Origin of the sequence: Serratia sp. HRI (genome assembly GCF_010119335.3) — a bacterium.
GTDB classification, from domain to species: domain Bacteria; phylum Pseudomonadota; class Gammaproteobacteria; order Enterobacterales; family Enterobacteriaceae; genus Serratia; species Serratia nevei.
In genome coordinates this window covers 1,901,791-1,922,335 of the sequence record NZ_CP083690.1, presented here as the reverse complement: position 1 = coordinate 1,922,335, position 20,545 = coordinate 1,901,791, and the positions used below count along the sequence as shown (strand labels likewise).

Here is a 20,545-nt window from a genome sequence, read left to right as displayed (position 1 = left end):
GGCGAAAGGCGCTTATGCCTCCGGCGGGGCAAACCAGGCGGACTTGAAGTCGAACCAGCCGAGGGTGTTCATCCGCACGCCGCGCATGCTGCGCTGGCCGTGCAGTTGCAGCCAGTGGTGGAACAGCGGGTGCAGCTGGTGGTTGCTGACCAGACGCTGGCAGAACTCGGCCAGCGGCAAACGGTTGGCGCGCCACAGCGCCGCGTCCTGCGCCAGATCTTCGTTCATGCAATGCTGCATCAGCGGCAGTTCGTACAGCGTGGCGAACAGCGAAAACTCCAGCGGTAGATAGAAGTTGGCGCTGCCGAGCCACAGATCGCTGCGCGCGGCGCCCTGGTGCCAGGTGGCGTAATCCACGCTTTGCACGATCAGGCGGATGCCGTGCTGCGCCAGCAGCGGTTCGATCGCCTGGCGAATGGCGTGAAACTCCGAATGTTCATTGAAGTGGGTCATCGTCAGTTCGGTCAGGCCCGCGGGCTTGGGCTGTTGCGCCAGCGTGCGGTTGTGGTGCCAGCGCGGCAGCAGGCCGTACGCCGGCGACCAATAGCGCTGGTAGAGCGGCCCGGCGTGGCTCAGCAGCGAAATGGGGTTGATCAATTCGCACAGCCAACTGCGAATGACGGGGTCGGCGGCCAGCGGAGAACGCTGATCGAACAGCAGGAAATAGCAACCCTCTTCCAGCCGGCTTTCCAGCTCGCTGTTGCCGGTTTCATCGCCCTGCAGCTGCACGCCGGAGTGCACCAGCTCTTCGGAAAACTCCGGCAGCACCCAGATGTTCACCTCGTCGATCAGCGCCCGGTAGCCAAAATAGTCGTCGAAGGCGTGGATCTTCATCTGGCTGGGATGGTTGCGCACCATGCGGTAGGGGCCGGTGCCGACCGGATGGCGGGCGAAATCCGGCAGTTCACGCCATTCGCGCGGCAGGATCATGGCCTGCACGCTGCCCAGCAGCCAGGGCAGCCAGTGATCGGGGCTGCGCAGATGTACGTCGATCACGAACGGCGTCGGCGAGGTGACGCTCTCGATATGCGAGAACAGCGGTTGCGAGGTCAGACGCGAGAGGGAAGTGATGACATCCGCCATCTCCAGTTCGCGGCCATGATGAAAATGGATCGCCGGGCGCAGGTAAAACCGCCAGTGCAGCGGCGTCAGCGCCTGCCAATGGTGAGACAGATCGGACTCGAGTTCCCCGTTTTCCTCATTTATGCGCGTCAGGCCGTTGAAGATCTGGCGCGCCAAATGGGTCTCCGAACGCCGCAGCGCCGAGCCGGGCAGCAGGTTGTACAGCTGCCGGTAGTAGAGCACCCGCAGGATGTGTTTCCCCTGGCGGAAGCTGCGCCCCAGCTGCGACAGCAGCATCTGGCGCACCACGTTTTTGTCGCCCACCAGCTGCACCAACTGATCGATGCGGTCCTGTTCCAGCAGCTCCTCGGCCCGCTGTTGCTGCAGCGCCAGGCCGGTGTAGTGGAAGGTTAACCGCGAACGCTTGCCGCGCCCCGACTCCGCCTGCCAGGTGAGCCAACCCTCCCGCTGCATGGCGCTCAGCAGGGAGCGCACGTGGCGCCGCGAGCAGCTCAGCACCTCCGCCAGCGCCTGCAGCGTGGTGTCGGTCGTTTCACCGTGGCAACGTTGCCACAGACGGATGAACTGCTGCTGCAATCGGGACGTGGACATAAAAGAGGAACGCTCCTGCCTCAACTCGTCAATTTTTCTTTCCCTATATTACGCCGATAATTTTCATCAATGAAAGGGGAGGGCGTAATCATGAAAGCTTTCTTATCCAGACAGTTCTATCAACGCTACTTCAGCGCGGTGCGCCGCCAGCGCGCCGACTGGCTGAGCGTGGTGCCCGAACAGGCGCGGCTGGCGATGCTGGCGCACCTGACCCAGTGGGATATCAAAGAGATGACTGATAAGCAGTATCGCGAGCACCTGTAAGGGCGGTGGCAACAAGTTTCTGAGTAATGGTGCTGTTTCACCAGCCAGTGGGGCGACCCACTGGTTTTTTTATGCGTGGTCATGGCGATATGCTTGCATTTTTCTCGCCGTGGCCTAAGGTTCATTCTTCTGCTTTGAGGTCAGGGAAGACGATATGCAACGCCTGAGCCGGTTGTCACTGCGCATCAACCCCATCTTTGCCGCATTCCTGCTGATCGCTTTTCTCTCCGGCATTGCCGGCGCGTTGCTGACGCCGACGCTCAGCCTGTTTTTGACCACCGAGGTCAAGGTGCGGCCGCTGTGGGTCGGCCTGTTTTACACCGCCAACGCCGTGGCCGGCATCGTGGTCAGTTTTCTGCTCGCCAAACGTTCTGACACCCGCGGCGACCGGCGCAGGCTGATCCTGCTGTGCTGCCTGATGGCGGTCGGCAACTGCCTGCTGTTCGCTTTTAACCGCGACTACCTGACGCTGATCACCGCCGGGGTGTTGATGGCGGCGATCGCCAACACCGCCATGCCGCAGATCTTCGCGCTGGCGCGGGAATACGCCGACAGCGAGGCGCGTGAAGTCGTGATGTTCAGCTCGGTGATGCGCGCCCAGCTTTCGCTGGCCTGGGTGATCGGCCCGCCGCTGTCGTTTGCGTTGGCGCTGAACTACGGCTTTACCGTGATGTTCCTGATCGCCGCCGCCACCTTCGCGGTCTGCGTGCTGCTGGTAGGATTCATGCTGCCTTCGGTGCCGCGTGCGGTGGATGACGAAGGGTTGCGGGAAGGCGCTTCCGCGCCGATTGCGCCCGCCAGTGCCTGGCGAAATCGCGACGTGCGCTGGCTATTCATCGCCTCAATACTGATGTGGACCTGCAACACCCTTTACATCATCGACATGCCGCTGTATATCACCGCCGATCTCGGCCTGCCGGAAGGGCTGGCCGGGGTGCTGATGGGCACCGCCGCCGGGCTGGAGATACCGGCAATGCTGCTGGCCGGTTATTACGTCAAACGCTTCGGCAAGCGCAACATGATGCTGCTGGCGGTGGCGGCGGGCGTGCTGTTTTATCTCGGGCTGATAGTGCTGGCGGCTAAGCCGGCCCTGATCGCGCTGCAGCTGCTCAACGCGGTGTTTATCGGCATCGTCGCCGGTATCGGCATGCTCTATTTTCAAGATTTGATGCCGGGCCGACCGGGCGCCGCCACCACGCTGTTCACCAACAGTATCTCGACCGGGGTGATCCTGGCCGGGGTGCTGCAGGGTGTGCTGGTGGAGAACTTCGGTCATGGCTCGGTGTATTGGATGGCGGCGCTGTTGGCGCTGGCGGCGCTCTGGATGAGCGCCAAAGTGCGTGAAGTGTGAGGTCAAACGGCGGCATTCTTGATGCAAGTCATTGAGAAGGCTGAAACGGACGCCCAAGCTGAAGGCATATGGAGCGCGATCGTTGCGCCTACGCCCGTCTCGCTATTGAGATGCCGCCTTGTTGTTTAGAACAGTGGGAACGTTATGGATAAACTCACACCGCTCAAACCGCTTCCTTCCCTGTGCGCCCTCGGCGCCACGCTGATTATCTGGTTCCTCATTCCCGTGCCGGAGGGCGTTGCGCCCAACGCCTGGCAGTTGCTGGCGCTGTTTATCGGCACCATCATCGCCATCATCGGCAAGGCGATGCCGATCGGCGCGGTCTCGGTGATCGCCATCGCCCTGGTGGCGGTGACCGGCGTCACTAACCCCGGCAAGCCGGGCGCCGCGCTGGACGACGCGCTCAGCGGCTTTTCCAACCAGCTGATCTGGCTGATCGGTTTTTCGATCATGATCTCCCTCAGCCTGAACAAAACCGGGCTGGGCGCGCGCATCGGCTACTACTTCATTTCGCTGTTCGGCAAAAAAACGCTGGGCATCGCCTATGCGCTGACGCTGGCGGAAACCACGCTGGCGCCGGTGACGCCGAGCAACACCGCACGCGGCGGGGGGATCATTCACCCGATCATGAAGTCGATCGCCGACAGCTTCGGTTCCAAACCCGAGCTCAATACCTCCGGTAAGATCGGTCGCTATCTGTCGCTGGTGAACTACAACATCAACCCGGTCACTTCGGCGATGTTTATCACCGCCACCGCGCCTAACCCGCTGATCGTCAGCCTGATTGCCAAAGGCACCCACGGCAGCTTCGAACTGTCCTGGTCGATGTGGGCGGTCGCCGCGCTGGTGCCGGGGCTGTGCTCGCTGATCGTGATGCCGTTGGTCATTTATCTGCTGTATCCGCCGGAGGTGAAAAGTACCCCGGACGCGCCGCGCTTCGCGCGCGAAAAACTGCAGGCGCTGGGGCCGGTGACGCTGCCGGAGAAAATCACCCTCGGGGTGTTCGCGCTACTGCTGGTGCTGTGGGCCGGCATCCCGGCGATGATCTTCGGCCCGGCGCTGGCGGTCAATCCCACCACCGCGGCGCTGATCGGCCTGGCGGTGCTGTTGGCCACCGGCGTGCTGAGCTGGGAGGATGTGCTCAAGCATAAAGGTGCCTGGGACACCGTGGTGTGGTTCTCGGCGCTGGTGATGATGGCCAGCTTCCTCGGCAAGCTGGGGCTGATCGGCTGGCTGTCGCAAACCGTGGGCAACGGCATCGACCATATGGGCATGAGCTGGGTGGGCGGCACGATCTTGCTGACCCTCATCTATTTGTATTCTCACTATTTTTTCGCCAGCACCACCGCGCACGTGACGGCGATGTTCGCCGCCTTCTTCGCCGCCGGCATCGCGCTCGGCGCGCCACCGGCGCTGCTGGGCCTGATCCTGGCGTTCTCTTCCTCGTTGATGATGTCGCTGACGCATTACGGCACCGGCACCGCGCCGATCATCTTCGGCTCCGGCTACGTGACGCTGGGGGAATGGTGGAAAGCCGGGCTGGTGATGAGCGTGGTTAACCTGCTGATTTGGATGTTGATCGGCGGGGCGTGGTGGAAGCTACTGGGCTACTGGTGAGGAAAAAATTCACCCGCCGGGCGGCGGGTGAAGGGGATTAATTCAGAAACGCCGGCTGCTGCGCTTCGTAGCGGGAGATGTCCGCCTCGTGCTGCAGCGTCAGGCCGATGCTGTCCAGCCCGTTGATCATGCAGTGGCGGCGGAAGCTGTCGATTTCGAACGGATAGCTTTTTCCGCCGGCGTTGACCGTCTGGTTCTCCAGATCGACCACGAACTCCGCCCCCTCGTTGGCGCCGACCAGGTTGAACAGTTCATCCACCTGCTGCTCGCTCAGCGTCACCGGCAACAGCTGGTTATTGAACGAGTTGCCGTAGAAGATATCGGCGAAGCTTGGCGCGATCACCACTTTGAACCCGTAATCGGTCAGCGCCCAGGGCGCGTGTTCGCGCGAGGAACCGCAGCCGAAGTTCTCGCGCGCCAACAGGATACTCGCGCCTTTATAGCGCGGTTTATTCAGCACGAACTCCGGGTTCGGCTGTTGGCCGGCCTCGTCGAGGAAGCGCCAATCGTTGAACAGGTGCTGGCCGAAGCCGGTACGGGTTACCTTCTGCAAAAACTGCTTGGGAATAATGGCGTCGGTGTCGACGTTGGCCGCATCCAAAGGCACCACTAAGCCGGTATGTTGAGTAAATTTAGCCACGTTAGCCCCTTAGTGAATATCACGGATGTCGGCGAAGTGACCGGCGACGGCGGCCGCGGCGGCCATCGCCGGGCTGACCAGGTGGGTGCGCCCACCGCGGCCCTGACGCCCTTCGAAGTTACGGTTGCTGGTGGATGCGCAGCGCTCGCCCGGATTCAGGCGGTCGTTGTTCATCGCCAGGCACATCGAACAACCCGGCAAACGCCATTCGAAACCGGCTTCGATAAAGATTTTGTCCAACCCTTCGGCTTCCGCCTGGGCCTTCACCGGGCCGGATCCCGGCACCACGATGGCCTGCACGCCGCTGGCGACCTTGCGCCCCTTGGCGATCGCCGCCGCCGCGCGCAGATCTTCGATGCGTGAGTTGGTGCAAGAGCCGATGAACACTTTATCGATCGGCACGTCGGTTAATTTGATGCCCGGTTTCAAATCCATGTAGGCCAAGGCTTTTTCCGCAGAGGCGCGCTCGACCGGATCGCTGAACGATTCCGGTGCCGGGATCGCCTGATTGACGGCGATCACCTGGCCGGGGTTGGTGCCCCAGGTGACCTGCGGCGCGATCTCTTCGGCATGCAGCGTCACTACGGTATCGAATTGGGCGTTGGCATCGGACTTCAGCGTGCGCCAATAGGCGACCGCCTGCTCCCAGTTTTCGCCGGTTGGTGCGAACTGGCGCCCTTTCAGGTAGGCGAAGGTGGTGTCGTCCGGTGCGACCAACCCGGCCTTGGCGCCCATTTCGATCGCCATGTTGCACAGGGTCATGCGGCCTTCCATGCTCAACGCTTCGATTGCCTTGCCGCAGAACTCCACCACGTGGCCGGTGCCGCCGGCGCTGCCGGTTTTGCCGATCACCGCCAGCACGATATCTTTGGCGGTAATGCCCTCGGCGGCGTCGCCGGTGACTTCAATCTTCATGGTCTTGGCGCGGCCCTGCTTCAGGGTCTGGGTCGCCAGCACGTGTTCTACCTCGGAGGTGCCGATGCCGAACGCCAGCGAGCCGAAAGCGCCGTGGGTGGCGGTGTGCGAGTCGCCGCAGACGATGGTCATGCCCGGCAGCGTCATGCCTTGCTCAGGCCCGATCACGTGTACGATGCCCTGGAACGGGTGATTCAGGTCATACAGCGAAACGCCGAATTCCGCGCAGTTCTTGATCAGCTCCTGCATCTGGATACGCGCCATTTCGCCGCTGGCGTTGATGTCTTTGGTCCGGGTCGACACGTTGTGGTCCATGGTGGCGAAGGTTTTGCCGGGCTGGCGCACCTTGCGGCCCATGGCGCGCAGGCCGTCGAACGCCTGCGGCGAAGTGACTTCGTGCACCAGGTGACGGTCGATATACAGCAACGGCGTTTCGTTCGGCGCTTCGTGCACCACGTGGGCGTCGTACAGCTTCTGGTATAAGGTCTTGGCCATGTTATGCCCCCTGAGCTACAAAGCGAGCGATGATGTCGCCCATTTCATCGGTGCTGACGGCTTTGCCGTCACCGGCCAGATCGGCGGTGCGGTAGCCCTGTTCCAACGCCTGGTTGATGGCGCGCTCCACGGCGTCGGCCGCTTCATCGGCGCCCAGGCTGTAACGCAGCAGCAGGGTGGCGGACAGAATCTGCGCAATCGGGTTGGCGATGCCTTTGCCTGCAATATCCGGCGCGGAACCGCCCGCCGGTTCGTACAGGCCGAAGCCTTGCTCGTTCAGGCTGGCGGACGGCAACATGCCCATCGAGCCGGTGATCATCGCGCATTCGTCGGATAGGATGTCGCCGAACAGGTTGGAGCACAGCAGCACGTCGAACTGGGACGGATCCTTGATCAGCTGCATGGTGGCGTTGTCGATATACATGTGCGACAGCGACACGTCCGGGTAATCCTTGGCGACCTGATTGACCACCTCACGCCACAGGATGGAACTCTGCAGCACGTTGGCCTTGTCGATCGACGTCACCTTGTGGCGGCGCTTGCGGGCGGATTCGAAGGCGATGCGCGCGATGCGTTCAATCTCGAAACGGTGATACACCTCGGTATCGAAAGCGCGCTCCTGCATGCCCTGGCCTTCGCGGCCCTTCGGCTGGCCGAAGTAGATGCCGCCGGTCAGTTCGCGCACGCACAGAATGTCGAAGCCGCGGGCGGCGATGTCGGCGCGCAGCGGGCAGAATGCCTCCAGCCCTTGATACAGGCGCGCAGGGCGCAAGTTGCTGAACAGTTTGAAGTGCTTGCGCAGCGGCAACAGCGCGCCGCGTTCCGGCTGCTCGGCCGGCGGCAGGTGTTCCCATTTCGGGCCGCCTACCGATCCGAACAGGATGGCGTCGGCCTGCTCGCAGCCGGCGACGGTCGCCGGCGGCAACGGGCTGCCGTGGCGATCGATGGCGATGCCGCCGACGTCGTACTCGGCGGTGGTGATGCGAATGTCAAAGCGTTGACGCACCGCGTCCAACACTTTGCGCGCCTGAGCCATTACTTCCGGGCCGATGCCGTCTCCGGGCAAGACGGCAATGTGATAAGTCTTCGTCATGTTCACACCGTTTCCTGATTATTTTGATGTTTGTTTTGCTGCAGGCGCTGCTTTTCTTTTTCTACCTGCTGTGAGCGCCAAATATTGTTCAACACGTGCACCATCGCCTTGGCGGAGGATTCGACGATGTCGGTCGCCAGACCTACGCCGTGGAAGCGGCGGCCGTTGTATGAGACCACGATATCCACCTGGCCCAGCGCGTCGCGGCCATGGCCCTTGGCGGTCAGCTGGTATTTCACCAGCTCGATCGGGTAGTCGGTGATGCGATTGATTGCCTGATAAACCGCATCGACCGGGCCATTGCCGGTGGCGGCCTCGGCTTTCTCTTCGCCGCCGCAGATCAGTTTCACCGAGGCGGTGGCCATGATGCTGCTGCCGGACTGCACGCTGAAGTAGCCCAGGCTGAAGTGCTCCGGCTCTTCCTGCTGTTTATTGATGAAGGCGAGCGCCTCCAGGTCATAGTCGAACACCTGGCCCTTTTTGTCGGCCAGCTTCAGGAAGGCGGCGTACAGGGTATCCAGGTTGTAGTCCTGCTCCTGGTAGCCCATCTCTTCCATGCGGTGTTTCACCGCCGCACGGCCGGAGCGGGAGGTCAGGTTCAACTGCACGTCCTTCAGGCCGATCGACTGCGGGGTCATGATTTCGTAGTTTTCGCGGTTCTTCAGCACGCCGTCCTGGTGAATGCCGGAGGAGTGGGCGAAGGCGTTGGAGCCGACGATCGCCTTGTTGGCCGGGATCGGCATGTTGCACAGCTGGCTGACGATCTGGCTGGTGCGGAAGATTTCCTGATGATTGATGTTGGTGTGCACGTTCATGATGTCCTGGCGCACTTTAATCGCCATGATCACCTCTTCCAACGAACAGTTGCCGGCGCGCTCACCGATGCCGTTCAGGGTGCCTTCCACCTGACGGGCGCCGGCCTGTACCGCGGCGATGGAGTTGCCGACCGCCATGCCCAAATCGTCGTGGCAGTGTACGGAGATGATGGCTTTGTCGATGTTCGGCACGCGGTCATACAAGGTGGTGATGATGCCGCCGAACTGGTTCGGCGTGGTGTAGCCGACGGTGTCCGGGATATTGATGGTGGTGGCGCCGGCATTGATGGCGGCTTCGACCACGCGGCACAGATTGTCGATCGGTGTGCGGCCGGCGTCTTCACAGGAGAACTCTACGTCGTCGGTGTAGTTGCGGGCACGTTTGACCGAGCGCACCGCCATCTCCAACACTTCGTCGAATGAGCGTTTCAGTTTCGATTCAATGTGCAGGGTCGAGGTGGCCAGGAACACGTGGATGCGGAACGCTTCGGCGACGCGCAACGCTTCTGCGGCCACGTCGATGTCTTTGTCTACGCAGCGGGCCAGGCCGCAGACGCGGCTGTTCTTGATCTGGCGCGCGATGGTTTGCACCGACTCGAAGTCGCCCGGCGAAGAGACCGGGAAGCCGACCTCCATCACGTCAACGCCCATTCTCTCCAGCGCCAGCGCAATCTGAATCTTCTCTTTTACGCTCAGGCTGGCCTGCAATGCCTGTTCGCCATCACGCAGCGTGGTATCGAAAATAATGACTTGTTGGCTCATCGGTGCATTCCTTATCGTGTTGATTTCACGCTAAGCGGGCAAAAAAAAACCCGCGCAGTAGCGCGGGTTTCTTATGGGTGATCGGCTGAGTCAGCTCCGAACTTCGTCCACAGGCATACCGCGCAAACAAGATGCGTTAAGTAGTAGGCCTAGTAGACGGTGAGTACGGATCATAAGGGTTCAGCTTCTCTTAAATGGGGTGTCTGCCTAATTTGATACGTGATTGCCCTGGCGATGTCAACACCTGATTGAATGCGGGGACAATGCATCGGCGAATCGGCCGAACAGAGGATCATGCGGCAAAAAAGCGACGCCCTAGAGAAAAAACGGGGCCAGTTTGCGTGCTGCTTAGCATAAACGAATCGGATATATACTGCGCTAATTGCTTCTGGATTTCGTTGCGTTAAGATTTGTGATGAAAAAATAAGAGGAATTAATCACGGAGGGCAATAAAATAACATTTTTAATACAAATGATTTAAATTGAATTCATATGATTAATTGATTGTTTTAGTCATAATATAACAAAATAATGCGTTTTTACACAAAGTGAGCGGTGTTTTTAGATGGTTTGATTGCTTATGATGTGTTTTTATAGTTTGTCTCATACTGTGCGGTTAGGTTGTTTAATTGTCTTAATCATTGTTGATACCTAATTATTAGTACCACCCAGGTGGCATTCTTCCTGCTGACGGGAGAAGCTGCTGACATGTATTCCACATACGACTTATATCGTGACGATAACACGAGGTTTTTTATCGGCTGATGGCGGTAATGGCAGGATTTGTCGTGCAAAGATAAGGCAATGCGGCGTTTCATTGTTTGTCGAGCACAAGGATTAGATTATCTACACAGGATTTAGTGGAGTGAAATATGGCTGAATATGATTCAGAAATCGCCATGGTCAAAGAGCCGGCGGACATTCATTTGCGCAGCGTCGATCTTAATTTGCTGACGGTGTTTGACGCCGTGATGCAAATGCAAAATATTACGCGAGCCGCTAATTCGTTAGGGATGTCGCAGCCGGCGGTGAGCAACGCGGTGGCGCGTCTGAAGGTGATGTTCAACGATGAGCTGTTCGTGCGTTGCGGGCGCGGGATCCAGCCCACCATGCGGGCCAGGCAGCTTTTTGGGCCGGTGCGGCAAGCGCTGCAGCTGGTGCAAAATGAGTTGCCGGGCGCCGAGTTCGAACCGCTGACCAGCACGCGAGCGTTCTCCCTGTCGCTGTGCAGCCCGCTCGATTTGCGTCTGGGCGCCGCGATAATCAATCACGTCAAACAGATCGCGCCGCAGCTTAACCTGCAAATAAAGTCGTACATCAACAATAATATTGAGCATCAATTGCGTTATCAGGACGTCGAGTTTGTCATCGGCTACAGCCGTTTCGAATCGGCGGAGTTTCGCAGCCTGGCGATGTTCGACGACGAATTAGTGCTGGCGGTTGCGCAGGTGCATCCGAGAATAGGCGAGGAGGTGACGCCGAATCACATGCTGGCCGAGCAGCACGCCGTGGTTTCCCTGGAGAGTTTTGGATCGTTCAGTAAACCTTTTTATTTAGAGGAGCCGATGCTGCGCGCCGTGACGCAACAGTGCACGGATCTCTACAGCGTGTTGAATATGGTGTCGCAAACGGAAATGGTGGCGATTGCGCCCGCTTGGTTGGTGCGACAGCAGACGGAAGCGTTGAAAATAAAGGCGGTTCCTTTATGTGGTAACGAGAATAAAGCCACCTGCTATCTCTCCTGGCATGAATCCTCCGAGCGGGATAAAGGCCACCAGTGGATGAAATCCGTCCTGATTGAGGCGGGTAACCCAAAGTAAAGTGATAAAGAATGGGAGCCACATAAAGATAATATTCAACTGAGTGTTTTTTTCTCATGATAAAAACTAAGAACTATCTGTGTTTTTATTAAGATGTTTCTTGGTTTTACGGCGATAAAATAACTTATTTTCAGAGTGAGTTTGTTCGTTCAGCAAAAATAATTAATATAAATTAATATTCTGATTTTTACTTTCCGGCTGGTATTTTAAACTAACTCGATGCGGCGGCCCGGATGGGCCGCGTTTTATAGCCATCAGCAAACCTTTTCCTCCCCATTTTGTCCAACCAATGAAAGTGCGGAAGTCGGACTGAGTTTTGGCTCACACTTCTACGCTGAAATCGCTTTTCCCCCTGCCTGAGACTAGGTAGACTGCGCAGAAAAAAGTAAACACGTGTAAGCTGAGATGAGGGGCCGTAAGGCGTCGTTCCGGCTTAACTGTTTGATTCATTTCAGGCTTAGAGCACTATGATCACTAATCTGCTGCAATACCATTTGATCCATCGTATACAGCATCAAATCACCCACCGAGCCGATCGCACAGCTTTTCGCCAATGGTCGCCCAACGGCGAGTTGCAGCTGACCTGGGGAGAGGCCGCCACTCGTATTGATCGCATTGCCGCCGGGTTGCTGGGGCTGGGCGTCGAAGTGCAAGAACGCATCGGTATTTTCGCCAATAACACAATGGCCTGGGCGTTGACCGATCTCGCTATCCTTCACCTGCGTGGCATCAGCGTACCGCTCTATTCCACCAATACGCCGGCACAGGCGGCGTTCGTCACCAACGACGCCGACATCCGTATACTGTTCGTCGGCGAGCAGGCGCAGCTTGACGCCGCCATCGCGCTGCGCGGCGTCTGCCCGCAGCTGCGCCATATTGTCGTCTTCGACGAGGGGGCCGATCTGCGCGGCTGCGAGATCGCACAGCATCTGAGCGCCTTCGAGCGCGCTGCCGATCCGGCGGCTTTTGTCGCTCAACGTCAGCAGCGTATTGAAGAGTGCGACCTGCAGGATCTCTTCACCCTGATCTATACCTCGGGCACTACCGGCGAGCCGAAAGGGGTGATGCTGGACTACCGCAACCTGGCGGCGCAGCTCTACCTGCATGATGAAAGGCTGACGGTCGGCGAAGAAGATGTGTCGCTCAGCTTCCTGCCGCTGTCGCATGTTTTTGAGCGGGCCTGGAGCTTCTTTGTGATGCATTCCGGCGCGCAGAACGTTTTCCTGCCGAACACCGACTGGGTGCGGGAAGCGATGGGGCAGGTCCGCCCGACGCTGATGTGTGCGGTGCCGCGTTTCTACGAGAAGATTTTCAGCGCGGTGCAGGAAAAAGTGGCGCGCGCCCCTTGGCTGCGTCGTGCGTTGTTCCACTGGGCGATCGTCTGCGGCGAGCGCAAATTCCTGCAGGAGCGCGCCGGCAAGCCGTTGGGTAAAGTGTTCGACTTCACCCACCGCTGGGCCGATAAGCTGGTGTTGAGCAAGCTGCGCGGTATCCTCGGCGGCCGGGTGCGCTTTTTGCCGGCGGCGGGCGCCAAGCTGGACGATAATGTGATCCTGTTTTTCCAGGCGATGGGCGTCAACATCAAGTACGGTTACGGCATGACCGAAACCTGTGCGACCGTCTCCTGCTGGGAAGAGGGGCATTTCCGCTTCGGATCTATCGGTAAACCGCTACCGGAGGTCGAGGTGCGCATTGGCGAGGAAAATGAAATCCAGGTGCGCGGGCCGATCGTGATGCGCGGCTATTTCAACAAACCGTTGGAAACCGCCGCGACCTTTACCGAGGACGGCTGGCTGAAAACCGGCGATGCCGGGGCGATCGATGAAGAGGGCAACCTGTTCATCACCGAACGCCTGAAGGATTTGATGAAAACCTCCGGCGGCAAATATATCGCGCCGCAGATGCTGGAAGGCACGCTGGCGCAGGATCGCTTTATCGAGCAAGTGGCGATCATCGCCGATGCGCGTAAATTCGTTTCCGCGCTGATCGTGCCGTGCTTTGAGTCGCTGGAAGAGTACGCGAAGTCAGTGAACCTGAAATACCAGGATCGCCTGGAACTGCTGCGCAACGGCGAAATCCTCGAGATGTTCGAAAAGCGCCTGCGCGAGATGCAAAAGGAGCTGGCGCGCTTCGAACAGGTGAAGAAGTTCACGCTGCTGCCGGCGGCCTTTTCGATGGAGCTGGGGGAGTTGACGCCAACGCTGAAGCTGCGCCGTAAAGTGATCCTGCAGCGCTATCAGCGTGAAATCGACTCGATGTACCAGGAACAGGCCTGACGCCGCCGCCGGGCCATGTGCCCGGCCAAAAAAGCGGCATATCCTTCACCTGATTTAGTTCTGTAATTTCCCCCCTGTTCGAAACAATGCCTAGCCTGACAACCCCGAGGCTAGCGCATTGTTTTTATAAAGCCGCGATCTCCAGCCGCTTGGCAATAACCCCGCTACTGTTAAGCCATTTTGCCGTTTGCCTGCCCCATATTCTGACGTTATGTTAATTCGATAGCGACAACCCATAAAAACTTTGGGGCATTGCCCCGCAGCAGGCGCTACGTTCCGGCGCCAGAGAAGAATAAGCAAGCCTGGAGGCAAACCCATGGAGATGTTGTCAGGAGCCGAAATGGTCGTCCGATCGTTGATCGATCAGGGCGTTAAGCATGTATTCGGCTACCCCGGCGGGGCGGTGCTCGATATCTACGACGCCCTGCATACGGTAGGAGGGATCGATCATATTCTGGTGCGCCACGAGCAGGGGGCGGTGCACATGGCCGACGGCTACGCGCGCGCCACCGGTGAAGTGGGCGTGGTGCTGGTGACCTCCGGCCCCGGCGCCACCAACGCCATTACCGGCATCGCCACCGCCTACATGGACTCGATCCCGATGGTGGTGCTGTCGGGGCAGGTGCCCAGCTCGCTGATCGGCTACGACGCCTTCCAGGAGTGCGATATGGTGGGGATTTCTCGCCCGGTGGTGAAGCACAGCTTCCTGGTAAAACGCACCGAAGACATTCCGGCGGTGTTGAAGAAGGCGTTCTACCTGGCTTCCAGCGGCCGCCCCGGCCCGGTGGTGATCGATCTGCCGAAAGATATCGTCGGCCCGGCGGTGCGGATGCCTTATGCCTACCCGCAGGACGTGAGCATGCGTTCTTATAACCCGACGGTGCAGGGCCACCGCGGGCAGATCAAACGTGCGTTGCAAACCATTCTGGCGGCCAAAAAGCCGGTGATGTACGTCGGCGGCGGCGCGATCAACGCCGGTTGCGAGGCCGAACTGTTGGCGTTGGCGGAGCAGCTGAACCTGCCGGTGACCAGCAGCCTGATGGGATTGGGCGCTTTCCCCGGCACCCATCGCCAGAGCGTCGGCATGCTCGGCATGCACGGCACCTATGAAGCCAATAAAACCATGCACCATGCCGACGTGATCTTCGCCGTCGGCGTGCGCTTCGACGATCGCACCACCAATAACCTCGCTAAATACTGCCCGGACGCCACCGTGCTGCACATCGATATCGATCCGACTTCGATCTCCAAAACGGTGGACGCCGATATTCCGATCGTCGGCGATGCCAGGCAGGTGTTGGTTCAGATGCTGGAGCTGCTGGTGCAGGACGAGAAAGCGCAGGATCACGACGCGCTGCGCGACTGGTGGCAGTCCATCGAGCAGTGGCGTGCCCGCGACTGTCTGGGTTACGACAAGCACAGCGGCACCATCAAACCGCAGGCGGTGATCGAAACTCTGCACCGCCTGACCAAAGGCGACGCCTATGTCACCTCGGACGTGGGCCAGCACCAGATGTTCGCCGCGCTCTATTATCCGTTCGACAAACCGCGCCGCTGGATCAACTCCGGCGGCCTCGGCACCATGGGCTTCGGTTTGCCGGCGGCATTGGGCGTCAAGCTGGCGCTGCCGGAGGAAACCGTGGTGTGCGTGACCGGCGACGGCAGCATTCAGATGAACATTCAGGAGCTGTCCACCGCGCTGCAATATAACCTGCCGGTGGTGGTGGTGAACCTCAACAACCGCTATCTGGGTATGGTGAAGCAGTGGCAGGACATGATTTATTCCGGCCGTCACTCGCAGTCCTACATGGATTCGCTGCCGGACTTCGTCAAGCTGGCCGAGGCTTACGGCCATGTCGGCATCGCCATCCGCACGCCGGATGAGTTGGAAAGCAAGCTGGCGCAGGCGCTGGCGGAAAAAGAGCGGCTGGTGTTCGTCGACGTGACCGTCGATGAAACTGAACATGTTTACCCGATGCAGATCCGTGGCGGAAGCATGGACGAAATGTGGCTTAGCAAAACGGAGAGGACCTGATCATGCGCCGTATTTTATCTGTCTTGCTGGAAAACGAATCCGGCGCTTTGTCGCGCGTGGTCGGGCTGTTCTCCCAGCGCGGTTATAACATCGAGAGCCTGACGGTGGCACCGACCGACGATCCGACGCTGTCGCGCATGACTATCCAGACCGTCGGTGACGAGAAAGTGCTGGAGCAGATTGAGAAACAGCTGCACAAGCTGGTGGACGTGCTGCGCGTCAGCGAGCTGGTGCAGGGGGCCCACGTCGAGCGCGAGATCATGCTGGTGAAGCTGCAGGCCAGCGGCTACGGCCGTGAAGAGGTGAAGCGCTGCGCCGACATTTTCCGCGGCCAGATCGTCGATGTGACGGCGACGCTGTACACGGTACAGCTGGCCGGCACCAGCGACAAGCTCGACGCCTTCCTGAGTGCGGTGCGTGAAGTGGCGGAGATCGTGGAAGTGGCCCGTTCCGGCGTGGTGGGCGTGTCGCGCGGCGACAAAATCATGCGCTGAGCGCGGTCTGGCGGTGAATAATCGGGGGCGCGGCGTGGCTGCGCCCTTTGTTTTTCGGTATTTTTTGCCCGATTGCTGGCACCTTTCGGCAAAAGCGGTTGCTAGGCAGTGTTTTCTGCTGTTAGATCGCAGAGGCTGGATTGAATAACCGTACGGGATGTCATGGTTAATCCGAGCACAGCCTTCACTTCTATTTTCAGCGTCATTAAGGGGTTAATGTGAAACTGGATGAAATCGCGCGTCTCGCGGGCGTTTCGCGCACGACGGCCAGTTACGTCATCAACGGCAAGGCGAAGCAGTATCGTGTCAGCGATAAAACCGTCGAGAAAGTGATGGCCGTGGTCAGGGAGCATAACTATCACCCGAATGCCGTCGCGGCGGGGCTGCGCGCCGGGCGTACCCGTTCTATCGGTCTGGTGATCCCGGATCTGGAAAATACCAGCTATACCCGCATCGCCAACTACCTGGAACGCCAGGCGCGCCAGCGTGGTTACCAATTGCTGATCGCCTGTTCCGAAGATCAGCCGGACAACGAAATGCGCTGTATCGAGCACCTGCTGCAGCGCCAGGTGGACGCCATCATCGTCTCCACCGCCTTGCCGCCGGAGCATCCTTTCTATCAACGCTGGGCCAACGATCCGCTGCCGATCATCGCGCTGGACCGCGCGCTGGATCGCGAGCATTTCATCAGCGTCGTCGGGGCCGATCAGGAAGATGCCTTTGCGCTGGCGCAGGAGCTGCGCACCTTCCCGGCTGAATCGGTGCTGTATCTGGGCGCCTTGCCGGAGCTTTCGGTGAGCTTCCTGCGTGAGCAGGGCTTCCGTCAGGCATGGCAAGAAGATCCTCGCCACGTCGATTATCTGTACGCCAACAGCTATGAACGTGAAGCCGCCGGCGCGCTGTTTGCCGAATGGCTGAAAACGCACCCGATGCCGCAAGCGCTGTTCACCACTTCGTTCTCGCTGTTGCAGGGCGTGATGGACGTGACGCTGAAGCAACGTGGCCGTTTGCCGACCGATCTGGCGATTGCCACCTTCGGCGACCATGAACTGTTGGATTTCCTCGAGTGCCCGGTGCTCGCGGTGGCTCAGCGCCATCGTGACGTAGCCGAACGCGTGTTGGAGCTGGTGTTGGCCAGCCTGGACGAACCGCGTAAACCCAAACCGGGTTTGACGCGTATCCGCCGCAATCTGTTCCGCCGCGGCAGCCTGAGCCGCAAATAGTCCGCTCTACAGGAGCCCGCTTTGCCGGGCTCCTGGTTTAGACGTAGCCCGCCACCCGGAACAGCCGCCGGCAATATTCCAGGAAATAGCCATACACCACGCCCATCGCCATGGAGACCAGCGCATTGCTGGTGACCGCCGCCAGCATTTGTTGGCCGTCGGCGCCTACGCTCCACAGAATGGCGGCATAAACCGGCGATTGGAAGCTGACGTAGGCCAGCAGGTCGGCGAGGTTGCGCAGCACGAACTGGCCGCGCGGACAGCGGCGCGCCGTGCGGATAAACAGATCGCGATAGCGGCCGTAAGGCCAGGCGATCAGGATGTTGACCGGGATCGACAGCAGGCGCGAAGAGAGGGATTGCTGGAAGCTCATGCCGGAGATCGACACTTCTATCGCCATGCCGGCGATAAAGCAGTACACCACCAGTGCGAACGTATCGGCAGCGGCGCTACGCCAGTGAGCGGCGGGCGAAAGCATGTGTTATCTCCCTTTGGTTGGAATTCTGTTAAATTATTAATTATCGGTTGTTAAAACTGCTTTTTTGCTTTTTATATAGTGTACTAATCTGCATTGTGTTTTTTAACTAGATTTATATTTTTATTTTTAACATTTGTTCGGTTTTTGTCCCGCAGAACCGGGAGAGAGGAGAGGGTAGAGAGATTAAAATCGGCGATTTAAAATAAATTCATTAAAAACATGGTGTTGCGATTTTTGGCTTCGAGTGGGGATTTTTTTCGGAAAAAATTGTGGAAATAAAGGTGTAAGAAAATGAAACCATAATTGTAAACAGGTATTTTGGGAATAATCTTACCAAATTGATTTAAATCGAAATTACTTCTGCTCGTAATATCCGAACCATTTATTTTTATCGCGGCCGCATCACGGCCGTGCAAATTGAAGTAAAATAGCGCCCGGTTTACGGTGAATAACGATTGAGCGTTATTAACTCAAGGAGTTATGGCCTTATTCCGCGATCGGTTCGCCCAACGCCGAGCCTTGGCGGGCGCGGCTCGCCAGCGGTTACCGCACTGAGATTGCCGAGCTGAAAAATGAGACATGGCTTGCAGAAGGAAGTAATGAGTTAATTAATCGCCAGTTCGTCAGGTTTTTAATCAGATTCTTTCCGCTTAGAAAATTCTCTCCGTTTATCATGGTGTTAATTTTTAATCGTCGAACAATCAGAGTTTCTTTCGCGAGTCAGCTCCCAAAATGACCAGAGAAATATTGCCAAAGCGCTGGCGCTCTGGCTTGACAAGGTTTTCATACCCTCCGTAAACTCCATTGTGTGGGAATTTGTGGGGTAAAGTGGTGAAAACGGTCACTAAGGGGTAGCTCAGGAATGTTCCGTGGAGCGACGATGGTCAACCTCGACAGCAAAGGGCGGCTTGCCGTACCTACCCGATATCGGGAATTGCTCAACGAGGAATCGCAAGGCCAAATGGTCTGTACCATTGACCTCCATCAGGCCTGCCTGCTGCTTTATCCTTTGCCCGAATGGGAAATTATTGAACAAAAATTATCACGTCTGTCGAGCATGAATCCCGCCGAGCGCCGCGTTCAGCGCCTGCTGCTGGGGCATGCCAGTGAGTGTCAGATGGATAGTGCCGGTCGTTTGCTGTTAGCCAATACGCTGCGGCAACACGCCGGGCTCACGAAAGAAGTGATGCTGGTCGGTCAGTTCAACAAGTTTGAACTGTGGGATGAACAGACCTGGTATCAACAAGTCAAGGATGATATTGACGCTGAACAGTCGACTCAGGAACCGTTGTCTGAGCGGCTACAGGACTTGTCGCTATAAGCATGTTGGAAAACTATAAACACACCACCGTCCTGCTGGACGAAGCCGTCAACGGCCTCAACATCCGCAGCAGCGGCATATATATCGACGGTACTTTTGGTCGCGGTGGCCATTCTCGTCTGATTCTGTCCCAGCTGGGGCCGGAAGGGCGCTTGCTGGCGATTGACCGTGACCCTCAGGCGATTGCAGCCGCCAAATCTATTGAAGATCCTCGTTTTACCATCGTACACGGCCCATTCTCCGAGTTGTCGCACTATGTGCGGGAACGTGAATTGGTGGGCAAGATCGACGGCGTTCTGCTCGATCTGGGCGTTTCTTCGCCGCAGCTTGACGACGCAGAGCGCGGGTTCTCCTTTATGCGCGACGGTCCGCTGGACATGCGCATGGATCCGTCCACCGGCCTGTCCGCCGCAGAGTGGCTGATGAAGGCCGAAGCGGACGACATCGCCTGGGTGCTGAAAACCTTTGGTGAAGAGCGTTTCGCTAAGCGCATCGCACGCGCCATCGTGGAAAGAAACCGCGTGGAGCCGATGACGCGCACCAAAGAGTTGGCGGATCTGATTGCCGACGCTAGCCCGTTCCGTGAAAAGCACAAGCATCCGGCGACGCGCAGCTTCCAGGCGATTCGTATTTATATCAACAGCGAGCTGGAAGAGATCGAGCGTGCGCTCGACGGCGCGCTGGAAGTGCTGGCCCCACAGGGCCGTTTGTCGATTATCAGCTTCCACTCGCTGGAAGACCGCATCGTCAAACGCTTTATGCGTCACCATAGCCGCGGTGCCCAGGTGCCGGCGGGCATTCCGTTGACCGAAGAGCAACTGCGCAGCATGGGCGGGCGAACGCTGAAAGCGCTGGGCAAAATGATGCCATCGGAAGCGGAAGTGGCGGACAACCCGCGTGCGCGCAGCTCGGTGCTGCGTATTGCTGAGAGGATGCCCGCGTGATCGGCAACGAACGCCACGGTTTGGTCGGGGTTATTGGCGGCGATCTGCTGCGCAACGCCAAGATCCCCATGATTTTACTGATTGCGTCACTGGTCTCCGCGATTTTCGTGGTGACCACCGCGCACCGCACCCGCCTGCTGACCGCCGAGCGCGAACAGCTGGTTCTGGAGCGCGATGCGCTGGATATCGAGTGGCGCAACCTGATTTTAGAAGAGAACGCCCTCGGCGATCACAGCCGGGTTGAACGTATCGCGACAGAAAAACTGCAGATGCAACACGTTGATCCATCGCAGGAAAATATCATCGTTAAACAATGAATGGTTTAACC

Annotated in this window: 17 protein-coding genes; 11 read left to right on the top strand and 6 right to left on the bottom strand. The window is 58.5% G+C overall.

All coding sequences use genetic code 11. The annotated features are described in order from the left end of the window. Positions 1-12: 12 nt before the first annotated feature. Positions 13-1,674 carry an HTH-type transcriptional regulator SgrR gene (sgrR, locus tag GF111_RS09380; RefSeq protein WP_147190333.1) on the bottom strand — a complete coding sequence of 554 codons (1,662 nt, stop codon included), beginning with the start codon at positions 1,672-1,674 and terminating at the stop codon, positions 13-15. 90 nt (positions 1,675-1,764) lie between these two features. Here sgrR and sgrT point away from each other — a divergent pair, with 90 nt between their 5' ends. The 3 genes from sgrT (at position 1,765) to GF111_RS09365 (ending at position 4,906) form a co-directional block, all read left to right on the top strand. Then, a complete protein-coding gene (gene sgrT, locus GF111_RS09375; RefSeq protein ID WP_004932838.1) occupies positions 1,765-1,938 on the top strand; it encodes a glucose uptake inhibitor SgrT in 174 nt (57 codons plus the stop codon). Between the two features lie 154 nt (positions 1,939-2,092). After that, positions 2,093-3,289 carry an MFS transporter gene (locus GF111_RS09370; protein ID WP_147190335.1) on the top strand — a complete coding sequence of 399 codons (1,197 nt, stop codon included), beginning with the start codon at positions 2,093-2,095 and terminating at the stop codon, positions 3,287-3,289. A gap of 144 nt (positions 3,290-3,433) precedes the next feature. After that, positions 3,434-4,906 (top strand): DASS family sodium-coupled anion symporter, encoded by a 1,473-nt coding sequence (locus GF111_RS09365; protein WP_055313065.1) that lies wholly within the window; start codon positions 3,434-3,436, stop codon positions 4,904-4,906. A gap of 37 nt (positions 4,907-4,943) precedes the next feature. On the opposite strand, the gene leuD is transcribed toward GF111_RS09365, so the two are convergent. From leuD to leuA, 4 genes are read right to left on the bottom strand one after another with little or no spacing between them, the layout of a single operon-like run. Beyond that, positions 4,944-5,546 (bottom strand): 3-isopropylmalate dehydratase small subunit, encoded by a 603-nt coding sequence (leuD, locus tag GF111_RS09360; RefSeq protein ID WP_147190337.1) that lies wholly within the window; start codon positions 5,544-5,546, stop codon positions 4,944-4,946. A gap of 9 nt (positions 5,547-5,555) precedes the next feature. After that, complete coding sequence (gene leuC, locus GF111_RS09355; protein ID WP_147190339.1) at positions 5,556-6,956, bottom strand: 3-isopropylmalate dehydratase large subunit; 1,401 nt, start codon at positions 6,954-6,956, stop codon at positions 5,556-5,558. Between the two features lies 1 nt (position 6,957). Then, on the bottom strand, positions 6,958-8,049 hold the full coding sequence (gene leuB / locus GF111_RS09350) for a 3-isopropylmalate dehydrogenase (RefSeq protein WP_033649192.1): 1,092 nt from the start codon (positions 8,047-8,049) through the stop codon (positions 6,958-6,960). A 2-nt stretch (positions 8,050-8,051) separates the two neighbouring features. Continuing rightward, positions 8,052-9,626, bottom strand: a complete 1,575-nt coding sequence (leuA, locus tag GF111_RS09345) for a 2-isopropylmalate synthase (RefSeq protein ID WP_004932820.1) — start codon at positions 9,624-9,626, stop codon at positions 8,052-8,054. Between the two features lie 872 nt (positions 9,627-10,498). Between leuA and leuO the strand changes: the two genes are divergently transcribed. From leuO to cra, 5 genes are all read left to right on the top strand, one after another. Beyond that, positions 10,499-11,446, top strand: a complete 948-nt coding sequence (gene leuO / locus GF111_RS09340; RefSeq protein ID WP_047728975.1) for a transcriptional regulator LeuO — start codon at positions 10,499-10,501, stop codon at positions 11,444-11,446. 467 nt (positions 11,447-11,913) lie between these two features. Continuing rightward, on the top strand, positions 11,914-13,722 hold the full coding sequence (locus GF111_RS09335; protein WP_048232641.1) for a long-chain fatty acid--CoA ligase: 1,809 nt from the start codon (positions 11,914-11,916) through the stop codon (positions 13,720-13,722). A 316-nt stretch (positions 13,723-14,038) separates the two neighbouring features. Continuing rightward, the gene (ilvI, locus tag GF111_RS09330; RefSeq protein ID WP_038873458.1) at positions 14,039-15,757 is read left to right on the top strand and encodes an acetolactate synthase 3 large subunit; all 1,719 of its coding nucleotides are present in this window, start codon (positions 14,039-14,041) and stop codon (positions 15,755-15,757) included. A 2-nt stretch (positions 15,758-15,759) separates the two neighbouring features. Then, positions 15,760-16,251 carry an acetolactate synthase small subunit gene (ilvN, locus tag GF111_RS09325; protein WP_004932806.1) on the top strand — a complete coding sequence of 164 codons (492 nt, stop codon included), beginning with the start codon at positions 15,760-15,762 and terminating at the stop codon, positions 16,249-16,251. 218 nt (positions 16,252-16,469) lie between these two features. Next, positions 16,470-17,474 (top strand): catabolite repressor/activator, encoded by a 1,005-nt coding sequence (cra, locus tag GF111_RS09320; protein WP_004932801.1) that lies wholly within the window; start codon positions 16,470-16,472, stop codon positions 17,472-17,474. A 37-nt stretch (positions 17,475-17,511) separates the two neighbouring features. On the opposite strand, the gene GF111_RS09315 is transcribed toward cra, so the two are convergent. Continuing rightward, a complete protein-coding gene (locus GF111_RS09315) occupies positions 17,512-17,952 on the bottom strand; it encodes an L-alanine exporter AlaE (protein WP_038873461.1) in 441 nt (146 codons plus the stop codon). Positions 17,953-18,814: 862 nt separating this feature from the next. Here GF111_RS09315 and mraZ point away from each other — a divergent pair. From mraZ to ftsL, 3 genes are read left to right on the top strand one after another with little or no spacing between them, the layout of a single operon-like run. Beyond that, entirely contained in the window at positions 18,815-19,273 is a 459-nt protein-coding gene (gene mraZ, locus GF111_RS09310; RefSeq protein WP_147190236.1) for a division/cell wall cluster transcriptional repressor MraZ, read from the top strand. A 2-nt stretch (positions 19,274-19,275) separates the two neighbouring features. Beyond that, positions 19,276-20,217: a 16S rRNA (cytosine(1402)-N(4))-methyltransferase RsmH gene (rsmH, locus tag GF111_RS09305; protein WP_047728967.1), complete on the top strand. Its 942-nt coding sequence runs from the start codon at positions 19,276-19,278 to the stop codon at positions 20,215-20,217. Then, on the top strand, positions 20,214-20,534 hold the full coding sequence (ftsL, locus tag GF111_RS09300; RefSeq protein ID WP_033651674.1) for a cell division protein FtsL: 321 nt from the start codon (positions 20,214-20,216) through the stop codon (positions 20,532-20,534). Before rsmH ends, ftsL begins: the two co-directional genes overlap by 4 nt. Positions 20,535-20,545 lie beyond the last annotated feature (11 nt).